Annotated in this window: 23 protein-coding genes; 14 read left to right on the top strand and 9 right to left on the bottom strand. The window is 69.3% G+C overall.

Translation table 11 applies throughout. From position 1 onward, the window contains the following. The first annotated feature begins 5 nt into the window (after positions 1–5). Both ACIRGA_RS32475 and ACIRGA_RS32480 read left to right on the top strand, forming a co-directional pair. Positions 6–560: a YbaK/EbsC family protein gene (locus ACIRGA_RS32475; protein ID WP_400948332.1), complete on the top strand. Its 555-nt coding sequence runs from the start codon at positions 6–8 to the stop codon at positions 558–560. Further along, the gene (locus ACIRGA_RS32480) at positions 557–2,011 is read left to right on the top strand and encodes an aromatic amino acid lyase (protein ID WP_400948334.1); all 1,455 of its coding nucleotides are present in this window, start codon (positions 557–559) and stop codon (positions 2,009–2,011) included. The genes ACIRGA_RS32475 and ACIRGA_RS32480 overlap by 4 nt, the downstream gene beginning before the upstream one ends. On the opposite strand, the gene ACIRGA_RS32485 is transcribed toward ACIRGA_RS32480, so the two are convergent. Together ACIRGA_RS32485 and ACIRGA_RS32490 are read right to left on the bottom strand one after the other, a co-directional pair. Then, the gene (locus ACIRGA_RS32485; protein ID WP_400948336.1) at positions 1,950–2,666 is read right to left on the bottom strand and encodes an ABC transporter permease; all 717 of its coding nucleotides are present in this window, start codon (positions 2,664–2,666) and stop codon (positions 1,950–1,952) included. The genes ACIRGA_RS32480 and ACIRGA_RS32485 overlap by 62 nt on opposite strands. Beyond that, a complete protein-coding gene (locus tag ACIRGA_RS32490) occupies positions 2,663–3,349 on the bottom strand; it encodes an ABC transporter permease (RefSeq protein WP_400948430.1) in 687 nt (228 codons plus the stop codon). The genes ACIRGA_RS32485 and ACIRGA_RS32490 overlap by 4 nt, the downstream gene beginning before the upstream one ends. A 173-nt stretch (positions 3,350–3,522) precedes the next feature. Here ACIRGA_RS32490 and ACIRGA_RS32495 point away from each other — a divergent pair, with 173 nt between their 5' ends. From ACIRGA_RS32495 to ACIRGA_RS32505, 3 genes are all read left to right on the top strand, one after another. Next, positions 3,523–4,419: an ABC transporter substrate-binding protein gene (locus tag ACIRGA_RS32495; RefSeq protein WP_400948432.1), complete on the top strand. Its 897-nt coding sequence runs from the start codon at positions 3,523–3,525 to the stop codon at positions 4,417–4,419. A 150-nt stretch (positions 4,420–4,569) separates the two neighbouring features. Beyond that, positions 4,570–5,004 (top strand): SRPBCC family protein, encoded by a 435-nt coding sequence (locus tag ACIRGA_RS32500; RefSeq protein WP_400948339.1) that lies wholly within the window; start codon positions 4,570–4,572, stop codon positions 5,002–5,004. 99 nt (positions 5,005–5,103) lie between these two features. Beyond that, on the top strand, positions 5,104–6,102 hold the full coding sequence (locus tag ACIRGA_RS32505; RefSeq protein WP_400948343.1) for an NADP-dependent oxidoreductase: 999 nt from the start codon (positions 5,104–5,106) through the stop codon (positions 6,100–6,102). Positions 6,103–6,171: 69 nt separating this feature from the next. Here ACIRGA_RS32505 and ACIRGA_RS32510 read toward each other — a convergent pair whose 3' ends face one another. The 5 genes from ACIRGA_RS32510 to ACIRGA_RS32530 form a co-directional block, all read right to left on the bottom strand. Beyond that, positions 6,172–6,801 (bottom strand): pyridoxamine 5'-phosphate oxidase family protein, encoded by a 630-nt coding sequence (locus ACIRGA_RS32510; protein ID WP_400948347.1) that lies wholly within the window; start codon positions 6,799–6,801, stop codon positions 6,172–6,174. 15 nt (positions 6,802–6,816) lie between these two features. Next, positions 6,817–7,701: a formyltetrahydrofolate deformylase gene (gene purU / locus ACIRGA_RS32515; RefSeq protein ID WP_400948350.1), complete on the bottom strand. Its 885-nt coding sequence runs from the start codon at positions 7,699–7,701 to the stop codon at positions 6,817–6,819. Then, the gene (locus tag ACIRGA_RS32520) at positions 7,679–8,338 is read right to left on the bottom strand and encodes a DedA family protein (protein WP_400948353.1); all 660 of its coding nucleotides are present in this window, start codon (positions 8,336–8,338) and stop codon (positions 7,679–7,681) included. The genes purU and ACIRGA_RS32520 overlap by 23 nt, the downstream gene beginning before the upstream one ends. Positions 8,339–8,401: 63 nt before the next feature. Next, on the bottom strand, positions 8,402–9,199 hold the full coding sequence (locus tag ACIRGA_RS32525) for a class I SAM-dependent methyltransferase (protein WP_400948355.1): 798 nt from the start codon (positions 9,197–9,199) through the stop codon (positions 8,402–8,404). Beyond that, entirely contained in the window at positions 9,181–9,678 is a 498-nt protein-coding gene (locus ACIRGA_RS32530; RefSeq protein WP_400948357.1) for a DUF2505 domain-containing protein, read from the bottom strand. Before ACIRGA_RS32530 ends, ACIRGA_RS32525 begins: the two co-directional genes overlap by 19 nt. A gap of 26 nt (positions 9,679–9,704) precedes the next feature. On the opposite strand from ACIRGA_RS32530, the gene ACIRGA_RS32535 reads away from it, so the two are divergent. The 7 genes from ACIRGA_RS32535 to ACIRGA_RS32565 all read left to right on the top strand — a co-directional run bounded on the left by ACIRGA_RS32535 (position 9,705) and on the right by ACIRGA_RS32565 (position 17,162). After that, positions 9,705–10,757 carry a UDP-N-acetylmuramate dehydrogenase gene (locus ACIRGA_RS32535; protein ID WP_400948359.1) on the top strand — a complete coding sequence of 351 codons (1,053 nt, stop codon included), beginning with the start codon at positions 9,705–9,707 and terminating at the stop codon, positions 10,755–10,757. A 172-nt stretch (positions 10,758–10,929) separates the two neighbouring features. Further along, positions 10,930–12,105 carry an Ig-like domain-containing protein gene (locus tag ACIRGA_RS32540; RefSeq protein WP_400948362.1) on the top strand — a complete coding sequence of 392 codons (1,176 nt, stop codon included), beginning with the start codon at positions 10,930–10,932 and terminating at the stop codon, positions 12,103–12,105. Between the two features lie 138 nt (positions 12,106–12,243). After that, positions 12,244–13,056 carry an alpha/beta fold hydrolase gene (locus ACIRGA_RS32545; protein WP_400948365.1) on the top strand — a complete coding sequence of 271 codons (813 nt, stop codon included), beginning with the start codon at positions 12,244–12,246 and terminating at the stop codon, positions 13,054–13,056. Positions 13,057–13,077: 21 nt separating this feature from the next. Further along, complete coding sequence (mshA, locus tag ACIRGA_RS32550; protein ID WP_400948368.1) at positions 13,078–14,382, top strand: D-inositol-3-phosphate glycosyltransferase; 1,305 nt, start codon at positions 13,078–13,080, stop codon at positions 14,380–14,382. Beyond that, on the top strand, positions 14,379–14,894 hold the full coding sequence (locus ACIRGA_RS32555; RefSeq protein ID WP_400948371.1) for a YbjN domain-containing protein: 516 nt from the start codon (positions 14,379–14,381) through the stop codon (positions 14,892–14,894). Before mshA ends, ACIRGA_RS32555 begins: the two co-directional genes overlap by 4 nt. A 67-nt stretch (positions 14,895–14,961) precedes the next feature. Continuing rightward, a complete protein-coding gene (locus ACIRGA_RS32560) occupies positions 14,962–15,879 on the top strand; it encodes a DUF4349 domain-containing protein (RefSeq protein ID WP_400948374.1) in 918 nt (305 codons plus the stop codon). Between the two features lie 533 nt (positions 15,880–16,412). Then, positions 16,413–17,162: a phosphoglyceromutase gene (locus ACIRGA_RS32565; RefSeq protein ID WP_400948377.1), complete on the top strand. Its 750-nt coding sequence runs from the start codon at positions 16,413–16,415 to the stop codon at positions 17,160–17,162. 70 nt (positions 17,163–17,232) lie between these two features. Here the strand turns inward: ACIRGA_RS32565 and ACIRGA_RS32570 are convergent, their stop codons facing one another. Together ACIRGA_RS32570 and ACIRGA_RS32575 are read right to left on the bottom strand one after the other, a co-directional pair. Then, positions 17,233–18,150, bottom strand: coding sequence for a hypothetical protein (locus tag ACIRGA_RS32570; RefSeq protein ID WP_400948379.1), 918 nt, complete (start codon positions 18,148–18,150; stop codon positions 17,233–17,235). Then, a complete protein-coding gene (locus ACIRGA_RS32575) occupies positions 18,147–18,794 on the bottom strand; it encodes a DNA-binding response regulator (protein ID WP_395877199.1) in 648 nt (215 codons plus the stop codon). The genes ACIRGA_RS32570 and ACIRGA_RS32575 overlap by 4 nt, the downstream gene beginning before the upstream one ends. Positions 18,795–19,075: 281 nt before the next feature. Here ACIRGA_RS32575 and ACIRGA_RS32580 point away from each other — a divergent pair, with 281 nt between their 5' ends. Then, entirely contained in the window at positions 19,076–20,308 is a 1,233-nt protein-coding gene (locus ACIRGA_RS32580) for a sensor histidine kinase (protein ID WP_400948383.1), read from the top strand. Beyond that, positions 20,305–20,994, top strand: coding sequence for a response regulator transcription factor (locus ACIRGA_RS32585; protein ID WP_034310560.1), 690 nt, complete (start codon positions 20,305–20,307; stop codon positions 20,992–20,994). The genes ACIRGA_RS32580 and ACIRGA_RS32585 overlap by 4 nt, the downstream gene beginning before the upstream one ends. Positions 20,995–21,010 lie beyond the last annotated feature (16 nt).

A 21,010-nucleotide genomic window follows, 5' to 3' on the forward strand; every position in this document is an offset into this window, starting at 1 on the left:
GGCCGGTGACCACCTGGACCATCGCCGGAAGCCTCACCGTCGTCCCCGCCCTCACCCGCACGGATCTGCTCGCCGAGCCCGTCGCGAAGGCGCTCGCCGCCCTGCCCGATCCGGACGCCGTCGGCGTCGTCGAGATCGACGCCGAGCTGGCCGACACCGCCGCCTTCTGCGAGGCCTACGGCTCACCGCTTTCCGCGTCCGCGAACTGCGTCGTCGTCGCCGGCAAACGCGCCGGTGAGGTCCGCTTCGCCGCCGCGATGATCCTCGCCACCACCCGCGCCGACGTGAACGGCGTGATCAAACGCCGTCTCGACGTCCGCAAGGCCTCGTTCGCCCCGATGGACGAGGCCGTTTCGCTCACCGGCATGGAGTACGGCGGTATCACGCCGGTCGGGCTGCCCGCGGAGTGGCCGATCCTGATCGACCAGCGGGTCGCCGACGAACCCGAGCTGGTCATCGGCAGCGGTATCCGCGGCGGCAAGCTGCTGATCTCGGGCTCGACCCTCGCGTCCCTGCCCGGCGCCGAGGTGATCGACGGCCTCGCGCGCCCCGTCGAGTGAGGCTGTCCACAAAGGACTTCCCGCTGGCCTCGGCCTTCGAGGCCGGGACCCTCGAACTCGATCCCGGGTTGCTGGCGAAGCTCGCCGAGAACCGCGCCCGTGTCCTCGCCGCGCTGGGCGAGCGTCCCGTCTACGGCGTGAACACCGGCATGGGCAGGCTCGCCGGGGTCTCCGTGGAAGGTTCGGCCGCGCATCAGCGGAACCTGCTGATCGGCCGTGCCGTCGGCGGCCCGCCCTGGCTCTCGGCCGAAGAAGTGCGCTGGCTGCTGCTGGTACGCCTGCGGGATCTGCTCGCGCCCGAGGCGGGTGCGAGCCCGGAGCTGGTGACGTTCCTCGTCGACCGGCTGAATGAGGGGTTCACCCCCGCCGTGCCGAGGACGGGGCTGGGCAGCGCCGGCGAGATCATCCCGCTGGCGCACGCCTTCCAGACCTTCCTGGGTGTCGGGACCGTGCTGGTGGACGGCGTCGAGACACCCGCGTCGGAGGTGCTGGCGGAGCCGTACGAGCCGGGACTCAAGGAAGGCGCGACCCTCATCCAGGGTTCGCCGCTGGCGGAGACGCTCGCCGCCTTCGCGCGGACCGAAGTCCAGCAGCTGGTGGATCTCCAGACCCTGGCCGCCGCGATCGCAGTCGACGTTCTCGGTGCGCCACAAGCGATCTATCGTCCCGCGTTGGCGGGAGACGACCAGGTACTGGAGTCGGTGCTGTACGAGCTCGGCGGCTTGCTCGACAGCGCCACGGTGCGCCCGGGAGTCGTCCAGGCGCCGGTCTCCGTGCGCGTCGCACCGCGGGCGATCGCCCACCTCACGCGGGTGAACGGCGAGCTGGGCGCTGTCCTGCGGCGTGCGGTTCCGACGGACTCGCCGGTGTTCCTCGACGGGGAATTCGTTTCCACGACAGGGTTTCACGCCGTCGAACTCGGGCTGCGGATGGACGCGGTGACGGCGGCGCTGGTGCATCTCGGCGAAGTGAGCGTGCAGCGGACGCACCGGTTGCTCGACGAGCGGTTCAGCGGCCTTCCCGCGCAGCTCGCGGTGGATCCGGGCCCGCAGGCGGGGCTGGTTCCGTTGCACAAACGCGCGGTGGGGGAGCTGCACGCGCTGCGGCGGCTGGCCACGCCCGCGACGTTGGGTTCTGTCGACACCTCTGCCGGGCAGGAGGATGTGCAGGCGTTCGCTTGGGCGGCGGGGAACCAGCTCCGTGACGCTTGCGCGCGGATGTTCGCCATCACGGCCTGCGAGCTGATCACGGGTTCGCAGGCGCGATTCCTGGCGACTGGGGATGGCTCGCCTCGGCTCCGTGCCGCTTACGAGTGGCTGCGGGAACTGGTGCCGCCCGTCGAGGCGGATCGGTCGCTGGGACCCGAGGTGACGGCTTTGGTTTCGGCGCTCAGGAACGGGTTTCCGCGCGGGACTGGATCGCCAGCCCGCGAGGTGTCACCCAACGCGTGATGAGCGCGAAAACGCCTTCGCACACCAAAGCCAGCACGACGACCGCGATGCCACCCGCCAGAATCTCGCCGTGGCCCGGATCCCCGAGGGCGAAACCGTCCACAATGTACCGTCCGAGCCCGCCGCCGTCGTTGACGATCGCGCCGATCGCGACGGTCGCCACCAGTTGCAGGAACGCGACGCGGGCACCCGCGAGGATGACCGGTGACGCGAGCGGCAACTCCAGGCGCAGCATGATCTGCCACTCGCGGTAGCCGGTTCCGCGCGCGGCGTCGACGGTTTCCTGCTCCAGCTGGATGACTCCCGCGTAAGTGTTGGTGAACAACGGCGGCAGCGCCAAGGCCACCAGCGCGAGCATCAGCGGCCAGAACCCCGTGTCGGCTCCGAGCCGGGAAGCCAGGAACCAGAACAGGATCACCAGCCCGAAGCTGGGGATCGCGCGGCCGATGTTCACCGCGCTCGTCGCGAGGAACTGCGCGCGGCGGTAATGCGCCAGCCACAACGCGGGCGGGATCGTCAGCACGGCCGAGATCGCCAATGCCAGCAAGGAGAACTGGAGATGCTCGACCGTCCGGTACGGCACGCCGGCCGGATCGGTCCAGCTCCAGCGGTTCGGTTCGCCGAACCACTCGATGGTCTGGTCGATGATGCTCATCGCGACGCCGCCTTCCGCGACCACGGCGCGAGCGCGCGCCCACCGAGCCACAGCAGCAGATCCACCGTCACGGCCAGCACCACGGAAAGCCCGACACCGACGATGATCGACGTCGGGTTCGGCGTCGCGGTCTGGATACCGTTGCGGATGAAGTACCCCAAACCGCCCTTGCCGAGCATGGAAGTCACCGTCACGAGCCCGATCGTGGTCACCGCCGCGACCCGCAGGCCCGCGATCACCACCGGCAGCGCGAGCGGCAGTTCGACCTGCCACAGCAACCGCGAACGCGTGAAACCCATGCCTATCGCGGCTTCGCGGACTTCCTTGGGTACCTGTTCGACACCGGTGACGATGTTGCGGATGAGGATCAGCAACGTGTACGTCGCCAACGGGATCACCGCGGTGGTGAAGGACGTCAGGCCGGTGAAGGGCACCAGCACGGCGAAGGCGCCGAGGCTCGGGATGACGTAGAGCGAACCCGCCGCGCTCAGCGCGATGACGTAGAACCACCGGCGACGCAGCGAAATCACCGAAACACCGATCGACACCACCAGCCCGATGGCGAGCGCCGCCGCGGTCAGCGTGATGTGCTCGCCGAGCCGTTCGAAGATCTCGTCGAGATGGCGGTCCACCCACCGCCACTCGAAGAGCGGCCGTCCGCCCTGGGCGGGAACGGGGAACACGGAGGAGGCTCGCACCGGCCGACCTTACCCCGATCGGGGCGCCGGATTCCGTTCTCTGGGAGCGCAGGGGGCACAACTCTCAAAATGTGGATTCTGTCGTGACCCGGAGATACTGTCCATTCCTCTGAACGAGTCATAGGAGTGTGCACGTGCGCTGGACACGGAATGTTCGAGTGGGCGCGGTGCTCGCCGCCGCCGTCCTCGGTATGACCGCCTGTGGGGGTGGCGACGACGCGGCGGCCCCGGCCGCGCAGAGCAAGGGCGGGGCGCCGATCGTGGTCGCCTCCTTCAACTTCACCGACAGCGTGATCCTCGCCGAGCTGTACGCGAACGCGTTGGAGGCCAAGGGTTATCCGATCACCCGCAAGCTGAACCTCGGTTCGCGCGAGCTGATCTACCCGGCGCTGAAGTCCGGTGAGCTCCAGTTCGTCCCGGAGTACCAGGGCGCCGCCATCAGCACCGGATTCGGCAAGGACGCCGCGAAGGACGCGCAGGGCGAGTACGGGCAGCTCAAGAAGCTGTTCGAGCCGGACGGCGTCGGCCTGCTGGACTACTCGCCGGCGGAGAACAAGAACACCTACATCGTGAAGGCCGATCTCGCCAAGGAGAAGGGGCTGGCGAAGATCAGCGACCTGTCGAAGGTCGACAACGTCATCGTCGCAGGGGCGCCGGAGTGCGAGAAGCGGCTTCCCTGCTTCAAGGGCTTCACGGACGTCTACAAGCTGAAGGCCACGTTCCAGACCGTGCAGGAGGCCGGCCCGCGGGTCGAGCAGCTGCGGTCCGGCAAGGTCACCGTCATCCCGGTCGACTCGGTGAGCCCGCTCGTCGGCGACCCGCAGTTCGTGGCGCTGGAGGACGACCTCGCCATCGTGCCGACCGAGAACGTCGTGCCCGCGGTGAACAAGAAGGTCCTCGACGAGCGCGGCGCCGACTTCGCGGCCGCCGTCAACGCCGTGAGCAAGGCCCTCGACACCGTGCAGCTGCGTGAGCTGAACAAGCGCGTCGATTCGGACGGCGAGAAGCCGGGCGACGTCGCGAAGGACTGGCTGAAGGAGAAGTCCCTCATCTAGCTCCGGCTGAAGTACATGAAGGCCCCCTTCCTTGCGCCTAGGTACAGGAAGGGGGCCTTCATGTACCTGGGGCAGGGGGGCGCGCGCTCCCTCTGCGGGCAGCGGTGGAATCGTGGACGCTGTCTTGCAACACGGGTGAAAGGGAGTGGGATGGGAAAGGTCACGGCCATCGCGGAGCGCACCATCGAGGCGCCGGCGGACAAGGTCAGGGCGCTCGTCGCGGACTACGCCGAAACCCGACCGAAGCTGCTGACGGAGCACTACCGCGACTACGAGGTCACGGAAGGCGGCGTCGGCGCGGGCACGAAGGCGCGCTGGAAGCTGCAGGCGACGTCGAAGCGCGTGCGTGACGTCGCAGCGACGGTGACGGAGCCGTCCGAAGGCACCCTCGTCGAGACCGACGCGAACTCCAGCATGGTCACCACCTGGACCGTCCGCGAGGTTCCGGAAGGCAGCCTCGTCCGCATCGAGACGACCTGGGACGGCGCGGGCGGCATCGGCGGCTTCTTCGAGAAGACCTTCGCGCCCGGTGGGCTCAAGCGGATCTACGAGGGCGTTCTCGGCAAGCTCGCCGAGGTCGTGTAGCGCTCGCCACAACCGGAATGGTCGCCCCGGTTCCCTCGTTGTACCCGTCGTGAATACGGGGCGATCGCCCCGCTTCGGCAACAGACTTGGAGTTACCTCGTGAACGCAACCGAGATCCGGCTCGCCTCCCGTCCGCACGGCGTCCCGACGCTCGAGAACTTCGAGATCGCCGACGTCGAGATCCCCACCCCGGGCGAGGGAGAGATCCTGGTCCGCAACCAGGTGCTGAGCGTGGATCCGTACATGCGCGGCCGGATGAGCAGCGCGAAGTCCTACGCCGAGCCGTACGAGGTCGGCAAGGTCATGCACGGCGGCGCCGTCGGTGAAGTGCTCGAGTCCACCGTGGACGGTTTCAAACCCGGCGACATCGTGCTGCACGGCCTCGGCTGGCGCTCCCACGCCGTCGTCGCCGCGAAGCACGCGGTGAAGGTCGACCCGGAGGCCGCCCCGATCACGGCGTACCTCGGCGTCCTCGGCATGACCGGGCTCACCGCGTACGCCGGGCTGCTCGAGGTCGCGGAGTTCAAGGAGGGCGACACCGTCTTCGTGTCCGGCGCGGCGGGCGCGGTCGGGTCCGTCGTCGGCCAGCTGGCGAAGCTGAAGGGCGCGAAGCGGGTCATCGGCAGCGCCGGCACGGACGACAAGGTCAAGTGGCTGACCGACGAACTGGGCTTCGACGCGGCGTTCAACTACAAGGACGCCCCGGTGGCCGAGCAGCTGCGCGCGGCGGCGCCCGAAGGTATCGACGTGTACTTCGACAACGTCGGCGGCGAGCACCTCGAAGCGGCCATCGACTCGATCAACCTGCACGGCCGGATGGCGATCTGCGGGATGATCTCGGTCTACAACAACACCGAACCGGCCGCGGCGCCGCGCAATCTCGCGTCGATCATCGCGAAGCGGTTCACCATGCGCGGCATGCTGGTCGGCGACCACTACGCGCTGCAGCCTCAGTTCGTGAAGGAGGTCGCGCCGCTCGTCGCCTCCGGTGAGCTCAAGTACTCGGAGACCATTGTGGACGGTATCCGCAACGCGCCGCAGGCCTTCCTCGACCTGTTGGGCGGGGCGAACACCGGCAAGATGCTGGTCCGCGTCTGACCGGAGCCGAAGGACGCTTTCACCGCATCTCATGCGAGGAAAGCGTCCTTCGCCGCATCCGATCCGGGCTCAGTACTGAGTCGTGAGCGCGCCTTCCGTCAACGCGGCGTCCAGCGCCTCCGCCGACATGTCCAGCTTCATCTGGTCGCGGAAGATCTGGCCCGCGGTCGGCAGGCTCGACCGCTCCGGCCAGGTCTCCGGCTTCCACAGCGAGGACCGCAGGAAAGCCTTGGCGCAGTGCATGTACAGCTCTTCGACCTCGACCAGGATCGCCAGCGACGGCCGCTTCCCCTTGACCACGAGATCGTCGAAGAACGGCGCGTCCGCGACCAGTTTCGCGCGGCCGTTGATCCGCAGCGTCTCGTTCATCCCCGGCACCAGGAACAGCAGCCCGGCGTGCGGGTTGTCGAGGATGTTGGTCTGGCTGTCGAGCAGTTTGTTGCCCGGCCTGTCCGCCAGCACCAGCGTCTTGTCGTCGAGCACCTTCACGGAACCGGCGGGGTCGCCGCGCGGCGAGACGTCACAGGTCCCGTCGGCCGACGCCGTCGCCAGCAGGTAGAACGGCGAGTGCTCGATCAGCGTGCGCGCGTGCGGATCGAGGAAGGGGATGATCTTCCCCTTGGTCCGCTCGGCCGGGTGGCCGAGGTGCTCACGCAGCGCTTCGAGCGTCTCGATCGCCTTGATCTCTGAGGTCCCCATGAACACAGTGAACCACTAGAACACGACAGTTCGGTTCCCGTGCACCAGCACGCGGCCCTCCAGATGCCACCGGAGCCCGCGCGCCAGCGTCACCTTTTCGATGTCGCGACCCTTGCGGACCATGTCCTCGACCGAGTCGCCGTGGTCGACGCGGATGACGTCCTGGTCGACGATCGGGCCCGCGTCGAGGTCGGCGGTGACGTAGTGGCAGGTCGCGCCGATGAGCTTCACCCCGCGCGCGTGCGCCTGGTGGTACGGCCGCGCGCCGACGAACGACGGCAGGAAGCTGTGGTGGATGTTGAGCGCCCGCCCGGCCCACGCTTCGCACAGTTCCGGGGGCAGGACCTGCATGAACCGGGCGAGGACGACGGCGTGCGGGTCGTGTTCGTCGACGAGTTTCCGCACCTCTGCGAACGCGGACGCCTTCGCGGCGGGGTCGCCGGCGGGAAACGGGACGAGGTGGAACGGGATGCCGTGGGCGCGGGTGATGTCGCCCAGCGACGCGTGGTTGCCGATGACGGCGGCGACATCGACGTCCAGTTCCCCGGACGCGACCCGGCCGAGCAGGTCGTAGAGGCAGTGCCCGGCCTTGGAGACGAGGATCACCGCGCGGCGGCGCTCGCCGGTGTCGGTGACCTGCCAGCTCGACTCGCTCGAAAGCGACTTCGCGACCTCGGCGAAGCGCGTGCGCAGTTCGGTGGCGTCGAACGGGAGCGAATCGGCGCGCACCACCTGGCGGGTGAAGAACCAGCCGGTGTCCGGGTCCGTGTGATACGCCGCTTCGACGATCCAACCGCCGTGCTCGGCGAGGAAACCCGAGATACGGGCGATGATGCCGGTGCGGTCAGGGCAGCCGAAGGAGATCACGTAGCGACGTTCAGGGTTCGACACGCACACCATTGTCGCTGGTCCCGGCCACCGCGCGGCGCCGGGTCAGGATGCGGACGCGGACCCGCCGCCCGATCTCGATCGCCACGACCAGCAGCAGGCCGAGCGCGAAAGACAGTAGAAGGCCCTTCTCCGGCTCGTTCGCGAAGGCCGCCCCGCCGACGAGTCCGATCAGGACGCTGTACACCGCCCAGACGCCCGCACCGAGGGCGTCGAGCGGGACGAACTTGCGCGGCGGGTAGCCGAGGCTGCCGTTGGCGAGCCCGCTCGCGACGCGGCCGCCGGGCAGGTAGCGGGCGGCGAGGATCAGCAGGACGGCGTTGCGTCGCACCTGGATTTTCGCCCATTCGTAGCGCCGGACCCCGTCCGGGCCACGCTGCAGGCGGGCGAGCGCCCGCGGGCCCGCGGCGGCGCCGACGGTGTAGCCGAGACAGTCGCCCAGCCAGGCCCCGAGCGCGGCGACCAGCGCGAGCAGCGCCAGCCGGGGGAAGTCCGTGCCGATCAGGACGGCGACGGTGATGACGGTGGTCTCGCTCGGCATGAACGGCAGGAGCGCGTCCAACCCGGACACGAGGAACACGATCACCCACAGCCAGGGCGAGCCCAGCGTGCCCTCGAGCAGCCCGGTGACGTACTCCAGCAGTTCCACGGTTCCATGGTGATCACCGCAGGTCGCTTTGGGGTGACGGAGCGGGGTTCGACCGGTGAATTCCTAGTCGGGAGCCACGGACGACCACGGCACCGTGAGTTCACCGAGCCGCCATCGCGACGGCCGGTTCAGCACCGGCCAGCCCCGGGCGGTGAGCAGGTGGACGGCGTGCGCCCAGCGGGCCCGGACGCCGAAGTTCTGATGCGGCGCGGCCGTCGCCCAGCAAGTGTCCAGAGTGGACAGTAGTTCGTGGACCCGCTCGCCGGGAACGTTGCGGTGAATCAGGATCTTGGGCAGCCGTTCGGCCACTGTGGACGGACGTTCCAGGCTCGCGAGATGGACGGACACGGTCAGCGTGCGCGGCCCGCCGGGCCCGACCGCGACCCAGGTGCTCAGCCGTCCGATCTCGTCACAGGTGCCTTCGACGAGGAGCCCGCCCGGTGCCATCGCGTCCAGCATGAGCGACCAGGCACCCGGGACCTCGGCTTCGTCGTACTGCCGCAACACGTTGAACGCGCGCACCAGCACCGGCCGCGTCCCCGCGAGTTCGAAACCGCCGCGCCGGAAGTCCAACCAGGGCTTGTCGACGGCGGATTGCGCGACGGCGACCCGTTCGGCGTCCAGCTCCAGGCCCAGCACACGGACGTCACGGCGGACCGTGCGCAGCCATCGCGCCATCTCGACCGTGGTCACCGGTGAGGCGCCGTAGCCGAGGTCCACCACGAGCGGTTCGTCCGCGCGATGCAGCAGCCGCGTCACCCCCGGGTCGCTCGCGAGCCACCGGTCCACGCGGCGGAGCCGGTTCGGGTTGGTCGTGCCCCGGGTCGGTGCCCCGACCGGTTTCAGCGCTCGGCCAGCCACTTCGCGACGAATTCGGCCTCGCGCTCCAGCAGCTTGGTGACCTGTTCGGCGATCACGCCTTCCAGCTTCCCGCCGACGAACGGGATCCGCACCTTGACCTGGCCGCTGTTGACCAGCGTAGTCCGCTCGCCTTCGCCGATCAGCGACGTCTTCGCGGTGATCTCGCCCGGCACGCCCGAGACCGCCGCCGTCGCGGTGCCGGTGTAGCCGTCTTCGGCCGCCTTCCAGGTCTGCTCGCGCTCGACGATCAGATCGCCCCGGTGCAGCGTCCGCACGGCCGACGGGAGCTTGTCCGAGCTGATGCCCTGCCGCAGCTTGTAGCGCACTCCGTCACCGGCCGGGACGTACTCCAGCAGCTCCGCGTCGTCGCCGCCGATCTGCTCCAGCCTCGCCCGCAGCGCCGCCTCGCCGGCGACCGCGTCGAACGTGGTCGCGAGGTCTGCGGAGAACGCTGAGCGGTGCTCGATACGGGAGGCCATGGCGCCAGACAGTACCGTTCACGGGCGTGAGCACTGCCGAAACTCCCACCCTCGCCGACCACACCACGTTGCGCCTCGGCGGCCCGGCGCGGCGTTATGCCGAGGCGAAGACCGTGCAGGCCCTGGTCGAGGAGGTCCGCGCGGCCGACGAAGCGGGTGAGCCGGTCCTGCTGCTCGGCGGCGGTTCGAACCTCGTCGTCGCCGACGACGGTTTCGAGGGCACCGTGCTGAAGATCGGCAACACCGGCTGGACACGTGACGGAGATCTCGTCGAGGTCGCGGCCGGTGAGAACTGGGACGGGTTCGTCGAAGGCCTGGTCGCCGAGGGCATCGGCGGGCTCGAATGCCTCTCCGGGATCCCGGGTTCGGTCGGCGCGACACCGATCCAGAACGTCGGCGCGTACGGCTGCGAGGTGGCCGAGTCCCTGGTCTCGGTCGATCTCTACGACCGCGCCACCCGCGAGATCCGCACGCTGACCGCCGAAGAGCTCGGCTTCGGCTATCGCACGTCGATCCTGAAGGGGACCGACGCGGGCGTCGTGCTCACGGTGCGTTTCAAGGTGAACGAAGACGGCCTCTCCGCCCCGATCCGCTACGCCGAACTCGCCCGCACGCTCGGCGTCGAGATCGGTGACCGGGTTCCGGCGGCCGAAGCACGCGAAGCCGTCCTCGGGCTGCGTCGCGGCAAGGGCATGGTCCTGGACGCCGACGACCACGACACCTGGAGCGCGGGCTCCTTCTTCACCAACCCGATCATCGGGGAGGCTCGGCTGGCGAAGGTGCTGGCGGGGATCGTGGACGTGGTCGGCGAGGACGTGCGCGTGCCGCAGTATCCGGCGCCCGGCGGCACGAAGCTGTCCGCGGCCTGGCTGATCGAGCGGGCCGGATTCGCGAAGGGCCACGAAGGGCCTGGCGGCCGGGTCTCGCTGTCGACGAAGCACACGCTCGCGCTCACGAACCGGGGCAAGGCCTCGACCGAGGACCTCCTCGCTCTGGCGCGCGAAGTGCGTGACGGCGTCGAGGCTCGCTTCGGCGTTTCGCTGCACCCTGAACCCCTGCTCATCAACTGCTCGCTCTGACCCCTGCCCGCATTCAGAGGACTAAATGCGGGAGGGTGAACAACCCCGCGCCGTCCCCGTGCGTCTATCCCTCCGAGGGGCGAGGGTGAGTTCCGTCGCCGCGGGTAACGTCGGAGAGGTTCCCGGCGCTGAGCGGGTAGAAGCTCGCGGGGATCTTCATGGGAGGTACACGGTGATCGAACGGCGCACGGTGTTCAAGGCCGCGCTCGCCGCGGGGGCGGCCATGCTGGCCGCGGCCTGCTCCAGCGAAGAAGGCGGCAACGCCAAGCCGGAAGGCAGTGGCGGCGAAGGACAGTCAGCCGCTCCGGTCGCCAAGATCACCGCCGAACCCGCGGCCGACGCCAAGGACGCCTCCGTGGTGACGCCGGTCGTCGTGAAGGTCGCCGACGGCAAGCTCACCGAGGTCAAGGTCTCCGCGGACGGCGGCAAGGACGTCAAGGGCGAGCTTTCCCCCGACGGGCTGACCTGGACCAGCACCGAGGTCCTCGGCTACGGCAAGACGTACACCTACGCCGCGAAGGCCACGGGCAGCGACAACAAGCCCGCCGAGTTCAAGGGCTCGTTCAGCACGGTCAAGCCGGCCAAGGAGGTTCGCGCCACGCTGAACCCGACCGACGACGCCGAGGTCGGCGTCGGGATGCCGATCAGCGTGAAGTTCGCGGCCCCGGTCAAGGACAAGGCGGCCGCCGAGAAGGCGCTCAAGGTGAAGACCGACAAGGACGTCGAGGGCTCCTGGGGCTGGCTGTCGGATACGCAGGTCGACTGGCGGCCCAAGGAGTACTGGCCCGCCAACATCAAGGTCAGCGTCGAGGCGAAGCTTTACGGCGTGGCGCTCGGCGGCGGCGCGTACGGCAAGGCCGACGTGACCACCGAGTTCAAGATCGGCCGCAACCAGGTGGTCAAGATCCACACGCCGGACCACGTGATGAAGGTCTACCGGGGCGGGTCGGAATCGGCGAGCTACCCGTGCTCGAACGGGCTCGACGGCGACGTCCAGCGCAACACCCCCAACGGCACCTTCATCGTGATGACGAAGGAGCCGACGGCGCGGTTCGACAACGCGCGCTACGGCTACACCAACGTCAACAAGAAGTGGTCCTGCCGGATCTCGAACAACGGCGAGTACATCCACGAGAACCAGGACAACGCGGCGAACATCGGCAAGGCCAACACCTCGCACGGCTGCGTGAACCTGCTCGAAGCGGACGCCAAGAAGTACTTCGACTCGGCGATGATCGGCGACCCGGTCGAGATCACCGGTTCGAAACTGGGCAGCCCGACCAAATCGGACGTCAAGAACTGGTTCTACGACTGGAAGTCCTGGAAGGCCCTCTCGGCTGTCAAATAGCGAGTGCGGGCGCCGGTGGCCGTTCGGTACAGGGGGGGGGGGGGGGGGGGGGGGGGGGGGGGGGGGGTCCGGCCCCCGACCACCCCCCCCCCCCCCCCCCCCCCCCCCCCACCCCGGCCGACCTCATAAAGTGCGGACATGAAGACCGAGGTAGTCGGCTACGGCGGGACCCGCATCGGGTTGTGGGTCGAGGGCGCCGAGAACACCCGTCCGATCGTGTTCGTGCACGGCTGGGCCCAATCCGCGAAGGCGTGGGCGCCCCAGATGGCGGATCCCGCGCTCACCGAGCGGTTCCGCCTGGTCGCGATGGATCTGCGCGGTCACGGGGATTCCGAAGTGCCCTCCGCGGGCTACGACGATCCGCGGGTGTGGGCGGAGGATCTCGCCTCCGTCCTCGACTTCGCCGGCGAGGACGCGATCGTCGTCGGCTGGTCCTACGGCGGGCTGGTCATCGCCGATTACCTCCGGGTGCACGGCTCGTCGCGGCTCGGCGGCGTCGTTTTTGTGGGCGCTATCACAGAAATCGGCAAGAATCGCCCCGGCGGCAAGGTCGGTCCCGCCATGCGCGACGCCATCCCGGCGGTGCTTTCGGACGATCCGGCGGTCGCGATTCCCGCGTTGGTGCAGTTCAGCGAGCGGATGACCGCCGCCCCGGTGTCGGGCACGCTCGCCCAATCGCTGCTCGGAGCCTGCCTCTCCACGCCGCCCGCGGTGCGCTCCGCGCTGTTCCGGCGTGACGTCGGAAGCGAGGACGTGCTTCGCGATCTGGACAAACCGACACTTATCGTCCATGGTCTCGCGGACGCTGTGATCGATCCGACGTCGGCGGAATACGCGGCGGGGAAGATTCAGGGGGCTGTCGTGCGTTGGCTACCTGAGGTGGGGCATCTGCCGTTCGCCGAAGCGGCGGACGAGTTCGGTGAACTGCTGCGCGGGTTCGCCGATCAGTAGGACTTCGGGAGTGTTGACCAGGTGACGATCCCTCTGCACGGGTTCGATGCCGCGCCCAGGCGCGTCGCGGTGCTGTCGTTGCACACCTCTCCGCTGGAGCAGCCGGGTACCGGCGACGCCGGGGGGATGAACGTCTACGTGAGCCAGACGGCCATCGAGATGGCCCGCCGGGGCGTCGAGGTCGAGGTGTTCACGCGGGCCACGTCCTCGGATCAGCCCCCGGTCGCCGAACTGGCGCCCGGCGTGCTGGTCCGGCACATCCCGGCCGGGCCGTTCGAGCCGCTGGGGCGCGACGAGCTGCCCGCGCAGCTGTGCGCGTTCACCGCCGGGGTGCTGCGGGCCGAGGCGTTCCACGAACCGGGCTATTACGACCTCATCCATTCGCATTACTGGCTCTCCGGCCAGGCGGGCTGGCTCGCCCGCGACCGCTGGGGCGTGCCGCTGGTGCACACCGCGCACACCCTGGCCAAGGTCAAGAACGCCGCGCTGGCCGAGGGCGACACCCCCGAGCCGCGCACGCGCGTGATCGGCGAGGAGCAGGTCGTCGAGGAGGCGGACTGCCTGGTCGCGAACACCCGCGTCGAGGCCCGCGAGCTGATCGAGCTGTACGACGCCGACCCGCACGCCGTGCACGCCATCCCGCCCGGCGTCGACCTCGACCGCTTCACCCCTGGCTCCCAGGCCGCCGCGCGCCGGGCGCTGGGTCTCCCGCAGGACGCGATCGTGCTGGCCTTCGCGGGCCGGATCCAGCCGTTGAAGGCGCCGGACGTCCTCCTGCTGGCCGCGGCCGAAATGCTGCGGGAGCGGCCGGAGCTGGCGTCGCGGCTGGTGGTGCTGATCGTCGGCGGCCCGTCCGGGACCGGGCTGGAGCAGCCGCAGGCCCTGCGCGAGCTGGCCGTTTCCCTCGGGATCGAGGCGCAGACCCGGTTCATGCCGCCCCAGCCCGGCCGGTCACTGGTCAACGTCTACCGGGCGGCCGACCTGGTCGCCGTGCCGAGCTACAACGAGTCGTTCGGGCTGGTCGCGCTCGAAGCGCAGGCCTGCGGGACACCGGTGATCGCGGCGGAGGTCGGCGGGCTGCCGGTCGCCGTCCCGCACGGCGTCTCCGGGCTGCTCGTGCCTTCGCACGACGCGAAGGACTGGGCCGGCGCGCTCGCGAACGTCGCGTTGCGGCCCGGCTGGCGTGCCGAGCTTTCGGCCAACGCCGTCGTCCACGCGCGGCGGTTCTCTTGGCGCCGCACGACGGACCGCCTGCTGGACACGTACGCTCAGGCGACCGGCGCGTTCCGGCGTGCCCTCGAACAGCGCGCGGAGGTGGCGGTTTGACGCTCGACGAGACCTTGCGGTCCTCTTTGGACAATGCGGGCCTGGAATACGAAAGGCGTGGCGAGGGAAAGTACTTCGTCACCTTGCCCGGTACCAAGAAGCTGCAGACCAACTGCTGGCTGGTCGCCGGGGACCACGCCTTCGCCGTCGAAGCCTTCGTCTGCCGCCGTCCCGATGAGTCCCATGAGGACGTTTACCGTTTTCTGTTGCGCCGCAACGCGAAACTGTACGGCGTGCACTACACGGTGGACGCGATGGGCGACATCTACCTGGTCGGCCGGTTCGGTCTGGACACGGTCACCGAAGCCGAATTGGACAAGATCCTCGGGCAGGTGCTGGAGGCCGCCGACGGCGACTTCAACACGTTGTTGGAGCTCGGGTTCGCCGAATCGATCAAACGCGAATGGGATTGGCGCGTCTCGCGCGGCGAATCGCTGGCGAATCTGCAGGCGTTCAAGCATCTCGTCGAGCCTTCGAACGGGCACGAACCCGGGGCCTTGACCGACTCGTGACCCGGACGGTGCAACGGCACCGTCGTCCGTTCCGTCTCTTTCCGCAGCACTGGAGGGAGAAGGACGGATGCGCAAGCGATTGAGATGGGTGGCCGCGGCAGGCATCGTGCTGGCGCTCGCGGGCTGCTCGGCGAACGATTCCGGCAGCAGCGAGTCCGCCGCGATGCCGATGTCCGCCGACACCAAGCAGGCGGCGCCGAACCAAGGGCCGTCGAACAAGGAGGCGCCCGACGGCAAGGCGGGTTCGGACAAGGCCCCGGCGCCCGCGGGGCAGCCAGGGGTGGCCGACCGCAAGCTGGTGCGCACGGCGAACCTGGAGCTCACCGCGCCGAACGTCGCCGACGTGATCTCGCAGGTGCGCGTCATCACCCAGGGCGCCGCCGGCTACACCGGGCAGGAAAGCACCCAGGAGAAGCGGGCGTCGGTCAACGTCATCGTGCCCTCCGAGCGCCTCGACGGCGTGCTCGACCAGCTCGCGAAGCTCGGGAAGCAGGTGAAACGCGAGGTCACCGCGACGGACGTGACCGAGCAGATGGTCGACGTCGACTCGCGCCTGGCCACCCAGCGAGCGAGCGTCGAGCGCATCCGCGCGCTGCTGGCGAGGGCGACGTCGGTCTCGGAGATCGCCTCGGTGGAGAGCGAGCTGACGAGCCGGGAAGCCGAACTCGAGTCGCTCCAGAAGCGGCGCGAAAGCCTGGCGGGCAGTGTCGCCATGTCGACTATTTCGTTGCAGGTGAAGGCGGAGACGGTCGCGGCGGCGGAGGAGTCCCGCAGCGGGTTCCTCGGCGGGCTGGCCGGCGGCTGGGACGCGTTCCTGACCTTCGGCGGGGGCCTGCTGACCGTGCTCGGCGCGATGGCGCCGTTCGTTCTGGTCTTCGGCGTTCCCGTGGCCGCGCTGGTCTGGTGGCTGCGCAAGCGGCGCCGTCCGGCGGCACCCGCGATGGCGACGGCCTCGGACCTGCCGTCCGCGCCTCCGCTGGACTGAACGCCGATCACGCGTGACTGGGGCCGTAACTCACGAGTTACGGCCCCAGTCACGCGAGTTCGGTCTTCAATCACGCGAGTTACGGGCTGGGCCCGAGAAGAGAACAGGCGGGACGGCTCGAGGGAGGGGGGAGTCGCGATCTCGAGCCGCCCCGCTGAAGTTCCCGCCAAGGTGGACCCGGTGACGAGGGGGATGCCAACGGGGCCGGCGGGCGCCGCGACTCGGCAGGGGGGAGACGAGTCGCGGTCGTCACCCGCGTCGAGCCGGGGAGTGCGTGGAATCCGGCCGCGCGGGACGTAGTCAACCTGTCAGATCTCCACCTGTAATCACAAGACTACCGGTTACTCCGTTCGAGTGAACTTGGAAAACGGGGATAACGGAGTGCAGCCTGATTTCCGGGGATCGGGACTTGTTGGCAACCCGTCTTCTGGACGGGTGAAGGTGTTACTCGCGGGTAACGCACTCTCCGTAGAAGCAAAGGCAATCCCAGCCCTCTGACCGGCGCTTCCGCTCACTCTGGCAGGCTGAACCCCATGGCTGAGCTTGGGACTCTGGTGCTGCTGCGTCACGGGCAGAGCACGTGGAACGCCGAAAACCTGTTCACCGGCTGGGTGGACGTGCCGCTGTCCGAGCAGGGCGAGCAGGAGGCACGCAAGGGCGGGCAGCTGCTCGCGGAGTCCGGTCTGCTGCCGGACGTCGTGCACACGTCGCTGATGCGCCGGGCGATCTCGACCGCCAACCTGGCGCTCGACGCCGCCGACCGGCACTGGATCCCGGTGAAGCGCGACTGGCGCCTCAACGAGCGGCACTACGGCGCGCTGCAGGGCAAGAACAAGAAGCAGACCCTGGACGAGTTCGGCGAGGAGCAGTTCATGCTCTGGCGCCGCTCGTACGACACCCCGCCGCCCCCGATCGACCCGGCCGACGAGTTCAGCCAGGTCGGCGATGCACGCTACGCCGACCTCGGCGACGCCGCCCCGCTGACCGAATGCCTGAAGGACGTCGTCGCGCGGCTGCTGCCGTACTGGGAGTCCGCGATCGTGCCGGATCTGCGCGCGGGCAAGACCGTGCTGGTCGCCGCGCACGGGAACTCGCTGCGGGCGCTGGTGAAGCACCTGGACGGCATCTCCGACGACGCGATCGCCGGGCTCAACATCCCGACCGGCATCCCGCTGCGCTACGACCTCACCGAAGACCTCAAGCCGGTGACCACCGGCGGGACCTACCTGGACCCGGAGGCCGCCAAGGAAGCCGCGGCCGCCGTGGCGAACCAGGGCCGCTGAACCCACGCGTTTCGTCCTCTGAACGCGGTAGTTCGCTCTCGAACCACCGCATTCAGAGGACGAATTGCGTTCAGGGGAGGGCTTGGACCGACTCGACGCCGGCCGCCTTCCACCCCTCGGGCAGCCGCTGCAGGCGCAGGACGATCGGCAGGTACTTCTTCGTCGTCTGCCCGGCCGCGTCCTTGACCTCCGACGTCGCGAAGAGCAGCACGCTCGCCTTGTCGTCCACGACCTCCATGACCGCGGCCGCCGGGTTCGGCGCCATCGACGCCTTCGTGCCCCCGGACCGGATCTGGTCCAGCCGAGCCGCCTTGTCCTGCCGGAACTGGGTCAGCAGCTGCCCGGTCGACACGGATTCGTAGCGGGCGTACGTGCCTTCGGGGTCGGCCGGGTCCACGTTCAGCAGGGCTTCCGCGGCGCGCAGGGCACCGTCACGGGCGGAATCCCGGACCCGCGCGAGCACCCGGTCACCCGCGCCCGGTTTGTCCGCCGCGGGCCCGGGTCCGGCCGGGGTCACCTCGATCTTGTCGATCCGCCAGCGGTCGCCTTCACGCACTGTCCCGAGCAGCACCGTCGCGATGCCCTTGCTGGTGGTGCCCGCCCTGGTGCTGGTCTGGTCCAGCGCGGTCAGCACCCGCGCCTTGTCCGGGGTCTGCTCGACCGCGGCCGAGACGATCACCCTGGTCACCAGCTTGATCGGCTCCGCCGAGTTCCGGACCTCGGTGAACAGCTTCGCGATCTCGTCGCGCGCGCCCGGTGTCACGTTGTCGGCGAGCGCCTTCTCGTAGGCGGGCACGGCCGTGCTGTCGTAGGAGAACGCCGCTTCGGTGGCCGTCTTCACCGCCGTGAGCACCGACGCCGTCCGAGCCGGGTCGACCAGCGCGAGATTCGCGGGCGGAGTCTCCGGTTCGGGCCGCGCGGCGCCGGAGATCGTCGTGGTGCAGCCCGCGAGCGCGAGCAGCACGGCCAACCCCGCCCAGCGCTTCACAGGAGGCCGAGTTCCCGCGCCCGCGCGTCGACCTGGAGCCGCGACGTCACGCCGAGCGCGACCAGCAGCTCGGAGACGCGCCGCTGATAGGTGCGCACGCCCATGCCGAGGCTCTTCGCGGCCTTCTCGTCCTTGCAGCCGGTGGTCAGGAACTCGAGGATCTGCGGTGCCTCCATCCGGATGTCGGCGAACCGCGCGTCGAACGTCTCCAGGGTGGTGGACGCGAGCCAGGCGGTTTCGAACAGCGACAGGATGCCCTGCACCAGCTCGGGGCGCGAGATGACGCTGTACGAGCGCACCGCCTTGCCCTCGTCGCCCGCCATGATCGCGACCCGTTCGTCGAGCAGGATCGTCTCGTTGATCTCCTCGGTGCCGATCCTGATCTGCGCCCCGAGACCGGACAGGTGGTGCAGGTGCTGCGCGGTCTGCTCGTTCAGCAGGACACCGGGCCGGTACAGCTTGCGGATCCGCTTGTCGCGCACCAGCCGTTCGCCCTGCCGCGTGAGCGAGGGCCGAGAAAGCGCCCAGGTGTAGAGGTCGTCGGCCGCGCACGCGATGTCGGTCGCCGCGACGAACAGATGAGCCGTCCGGTCGAACAACTCTTCTTCTCCGCGAATCAGGGAGATGTCACTGACGAGTTCCACGGCGACAGTCTTCCAACATTCCCCGGGGGCCGTAACGGGAACGTCGCTATTCGCCGGTGAGTGGGCAGAACACGGTCTGGATAGTCACGACGAAAGTCGGAATCCGGGCACGAGTCGTCACCGGCGTCCCCGTTTCGGGTGACCCGCCTCACCCGGGAGGTCTCGGCCGCGTGAACGAGGTCTGACCTGCAGGCGAACAGGGTGTCCTCAGGTGTCATAGGCATCACGAGTACGCGGCCGGGACTAGGCCAAAAGACTACCCACGCGCTTACGATTCCCCTGTGACCACGCCTGTTGCACTCGCCCTGGCCGTCGGCGGACTGATCGTCGGTGTGGTTTTCGGCTTCCTGATCGCGAGGGGCCGCGCCCGCCGCGAGGAGCGGCGACCGATCGGGCCCACCGTGGCCGAACTGCTCGAACGCCTCGTGCGGTCCAGCAACAACGGCGTCGTCGTGCTCAACAAGTTCGGCGACATGGTCCTGCACAACCCGCGCGCCTACGAGCTCGGGCTGGTGAAGGTCAACCAGGCCGATCCGCGGGCCCGCAAGGCCGCCGAGCAGGTGGTCGAGACCGACGAGCCGATGGAGATCGACCTTTCGCCGCTGGAGGCCAGGGGTCGCCAGCCCGAGGCCGTCCTCGGCGAGGTCCGCCCGCTCGGCGACGGGTTCACCGTGGTCGAGGCCGTCGACCACTCCGAGGCGATCCGGCTCGAAGCCGTCCGGCGGGATTTCGTCGCGAACGTGAGCCACGAACTCAAGACGCCGGTGGGCGCGATCGCGCTGCTCACCGAGGCCGTCCTCGACGCCGCGGAAGACACCGACGAGGTCCGCCGCTTCGGCGGCAAGATCCTCCGCGAGTCGACCCGGCTCGGCCAGCTCGTCACCGAGCTGATCGCGTTGTCGCGGCTGCAGGGCGCCGAGCGGCTGCCCGATCTGAACGTCGTCGAGGTCGACGCCGTGGTCCGCGAGGCGCTCGGCCGGACGACGCTTTCGGCGGAATCCGCCGAGATCACCATCACCACGGACGCGGCCAGCGGCCTGCTCATCGAGGGCGACCGGACGCTGATGGTCACCGCGCTGTCGAACCTGCTGGAGAACGCCGTCGCGTACTCGCAGCCGGGCAGCCCGGTGTCGATCAGCAGGCGACTCGTCGACGGGAAGGTCGAGATCGCGGTGACCGACCGCGGCATCGGCATCGCCGAAGACGAGCAGCAGCGCGTCTTCGAGCGGTTCTACCGTGCGGACAAGGCGCGGTCGCGGGCGACCGGCGGCACCGGGCTCGGCCTGGCGATCGTCAAGCACGTGGCCGCCAACCACGGCGGTTCGGTCGGCCTGTGGAGCCGTCCCGGCACCGGGTCGACCTTCACCCTGCGGATCCCCGCGCACATCCCCGCCGAACCGGCCGCGCCCGTGAAACAGGCTCCGCCGGCATCACGGCCGGAGAAGACCCCCGAGCGGACACCCCGTCTCGTGGCAACAGGGCAAGAAAGCCCCGACCATGGAGGAAACCTGTGACGAGGGTTCTCATCGTCGAGGACGAAGAGTCGTTCGCCGACCCGCTCGCGTTCTTGCTCCGCAAAGAGGGCTTCACCGCCGCCGTCGCCGTGACGGGGCAGCAGGCGCTCGAGGAGTTCGACCGCAACGGCGCCGACATCGTCCTGCTCGATCTCATGCTCCCCGGGATGAGCGGCACCGACGTCTGCAAGCAGCTCAGGCAGCGGTCCGCGGTACCGGTGATCATGGTGACCGCGCGCGACAGCGAGATCGACAAGGTCGTCGGGCTGGAACTCGGCGCCGACGACTACGTGACCAAGCCGTACTCGGCCCGCGAGCTCATCGCGCGGGTGCGGGCGGTGCTGCGCCGCGGCGGCGAGCCGGGCTCCGAAGGCGATCTGGCCCCGCTGGTGCTGGCCGCCGGGCCGGTGCGGATGGACGTCGAGCGGCACGTGGTGACCGTCGACGGCCAGGAGGTCTCCTTGCCGCTGAAGGAGTTCGACCTGCTCGAGTACCTGCTGCGCAACGTGGGCCGCGTGCTCACGCGCGGGCAGCTGATCGACCGGGTGTGGGGCGCGGACTACGTCGGCGACACCAAGACGCTCGACGTCCACGTGAAGCGGCTGCGGTCGAAGATCGAACCGGACCCGGGTTCGCCCCGGCACCTGGTCACGGTGCGTGGCCTGGGCTACAAGTTCGAGACGTGAGCTGAAGGGGGCTTTC

The sequence above is a fragment of the Amycolatopsis sp. NPDC102389 genome (genome assembly GCF_044765885.1).
Classification (GTDB): Bacteria; Actinomycetota; Actinomycetes; order Mycobacteriales; family Pseudonocardiaceae; genus Amycolatopsis.

Coding starts and splice junctions, on each gene's coding strand:
- ACIRGA_RS32565 (WP_400948377.1), top strand. CDS start 16,413: ATGGCTGAGCTTGGGACTCTGGTGCTGCTGCGTCACGGGCAGAGCACG.
- ACIRGA_RS32510 (WP_400948347.1), bottom strand. CDS start 6,801: ATGGGGACCTCAGAGATCAAGGCGATCGAGACGCTCGAAGCGCTGCGT.
- ACIRGA_RS32560 (WP_400948374.1), top strand. CDS start 14,962: ATGCGCAAGCGATTGAGATGGGTGGCCGCGGCAGGCATCGTGCTGGCG.
- ACIRGA_RS32530 (WP_400948357.1), bottom strand. CDS start 9,678: ATGGCCTCCCGTATCGAGCACCGCTCAGCGTTCTCCGCAGACCTCGCG.
- ACIRGA_RS32485 (WP_400948336.1), bottom strand. CDS start 2,666: ATGAGCATCATCGACCAGACCATCGAGTGGTTCGGCGAACCGAACCGC.
- ACIRGA_RS32500 (WP_400948339.1), top strand. CDS start 4,570: ATGGGAAAGGTCACGGCCATCGCGGAGCGCACCATCGAGGCGCCGGCG.
- purU (WP_400948350.1), bottom strand. CDS start 7,701: ATGGTGTGCGTGTCGAACCCTGAACGTCGCTACGTGATCTCCTTCGGC.
- ACIRGA_RS32545 (WP_400948365.1), top strand. CDS start 12,244: ATGAAGACCGAGGTAGTCGGCTACGGCGGGACCCGCATCGGGTTGTGG.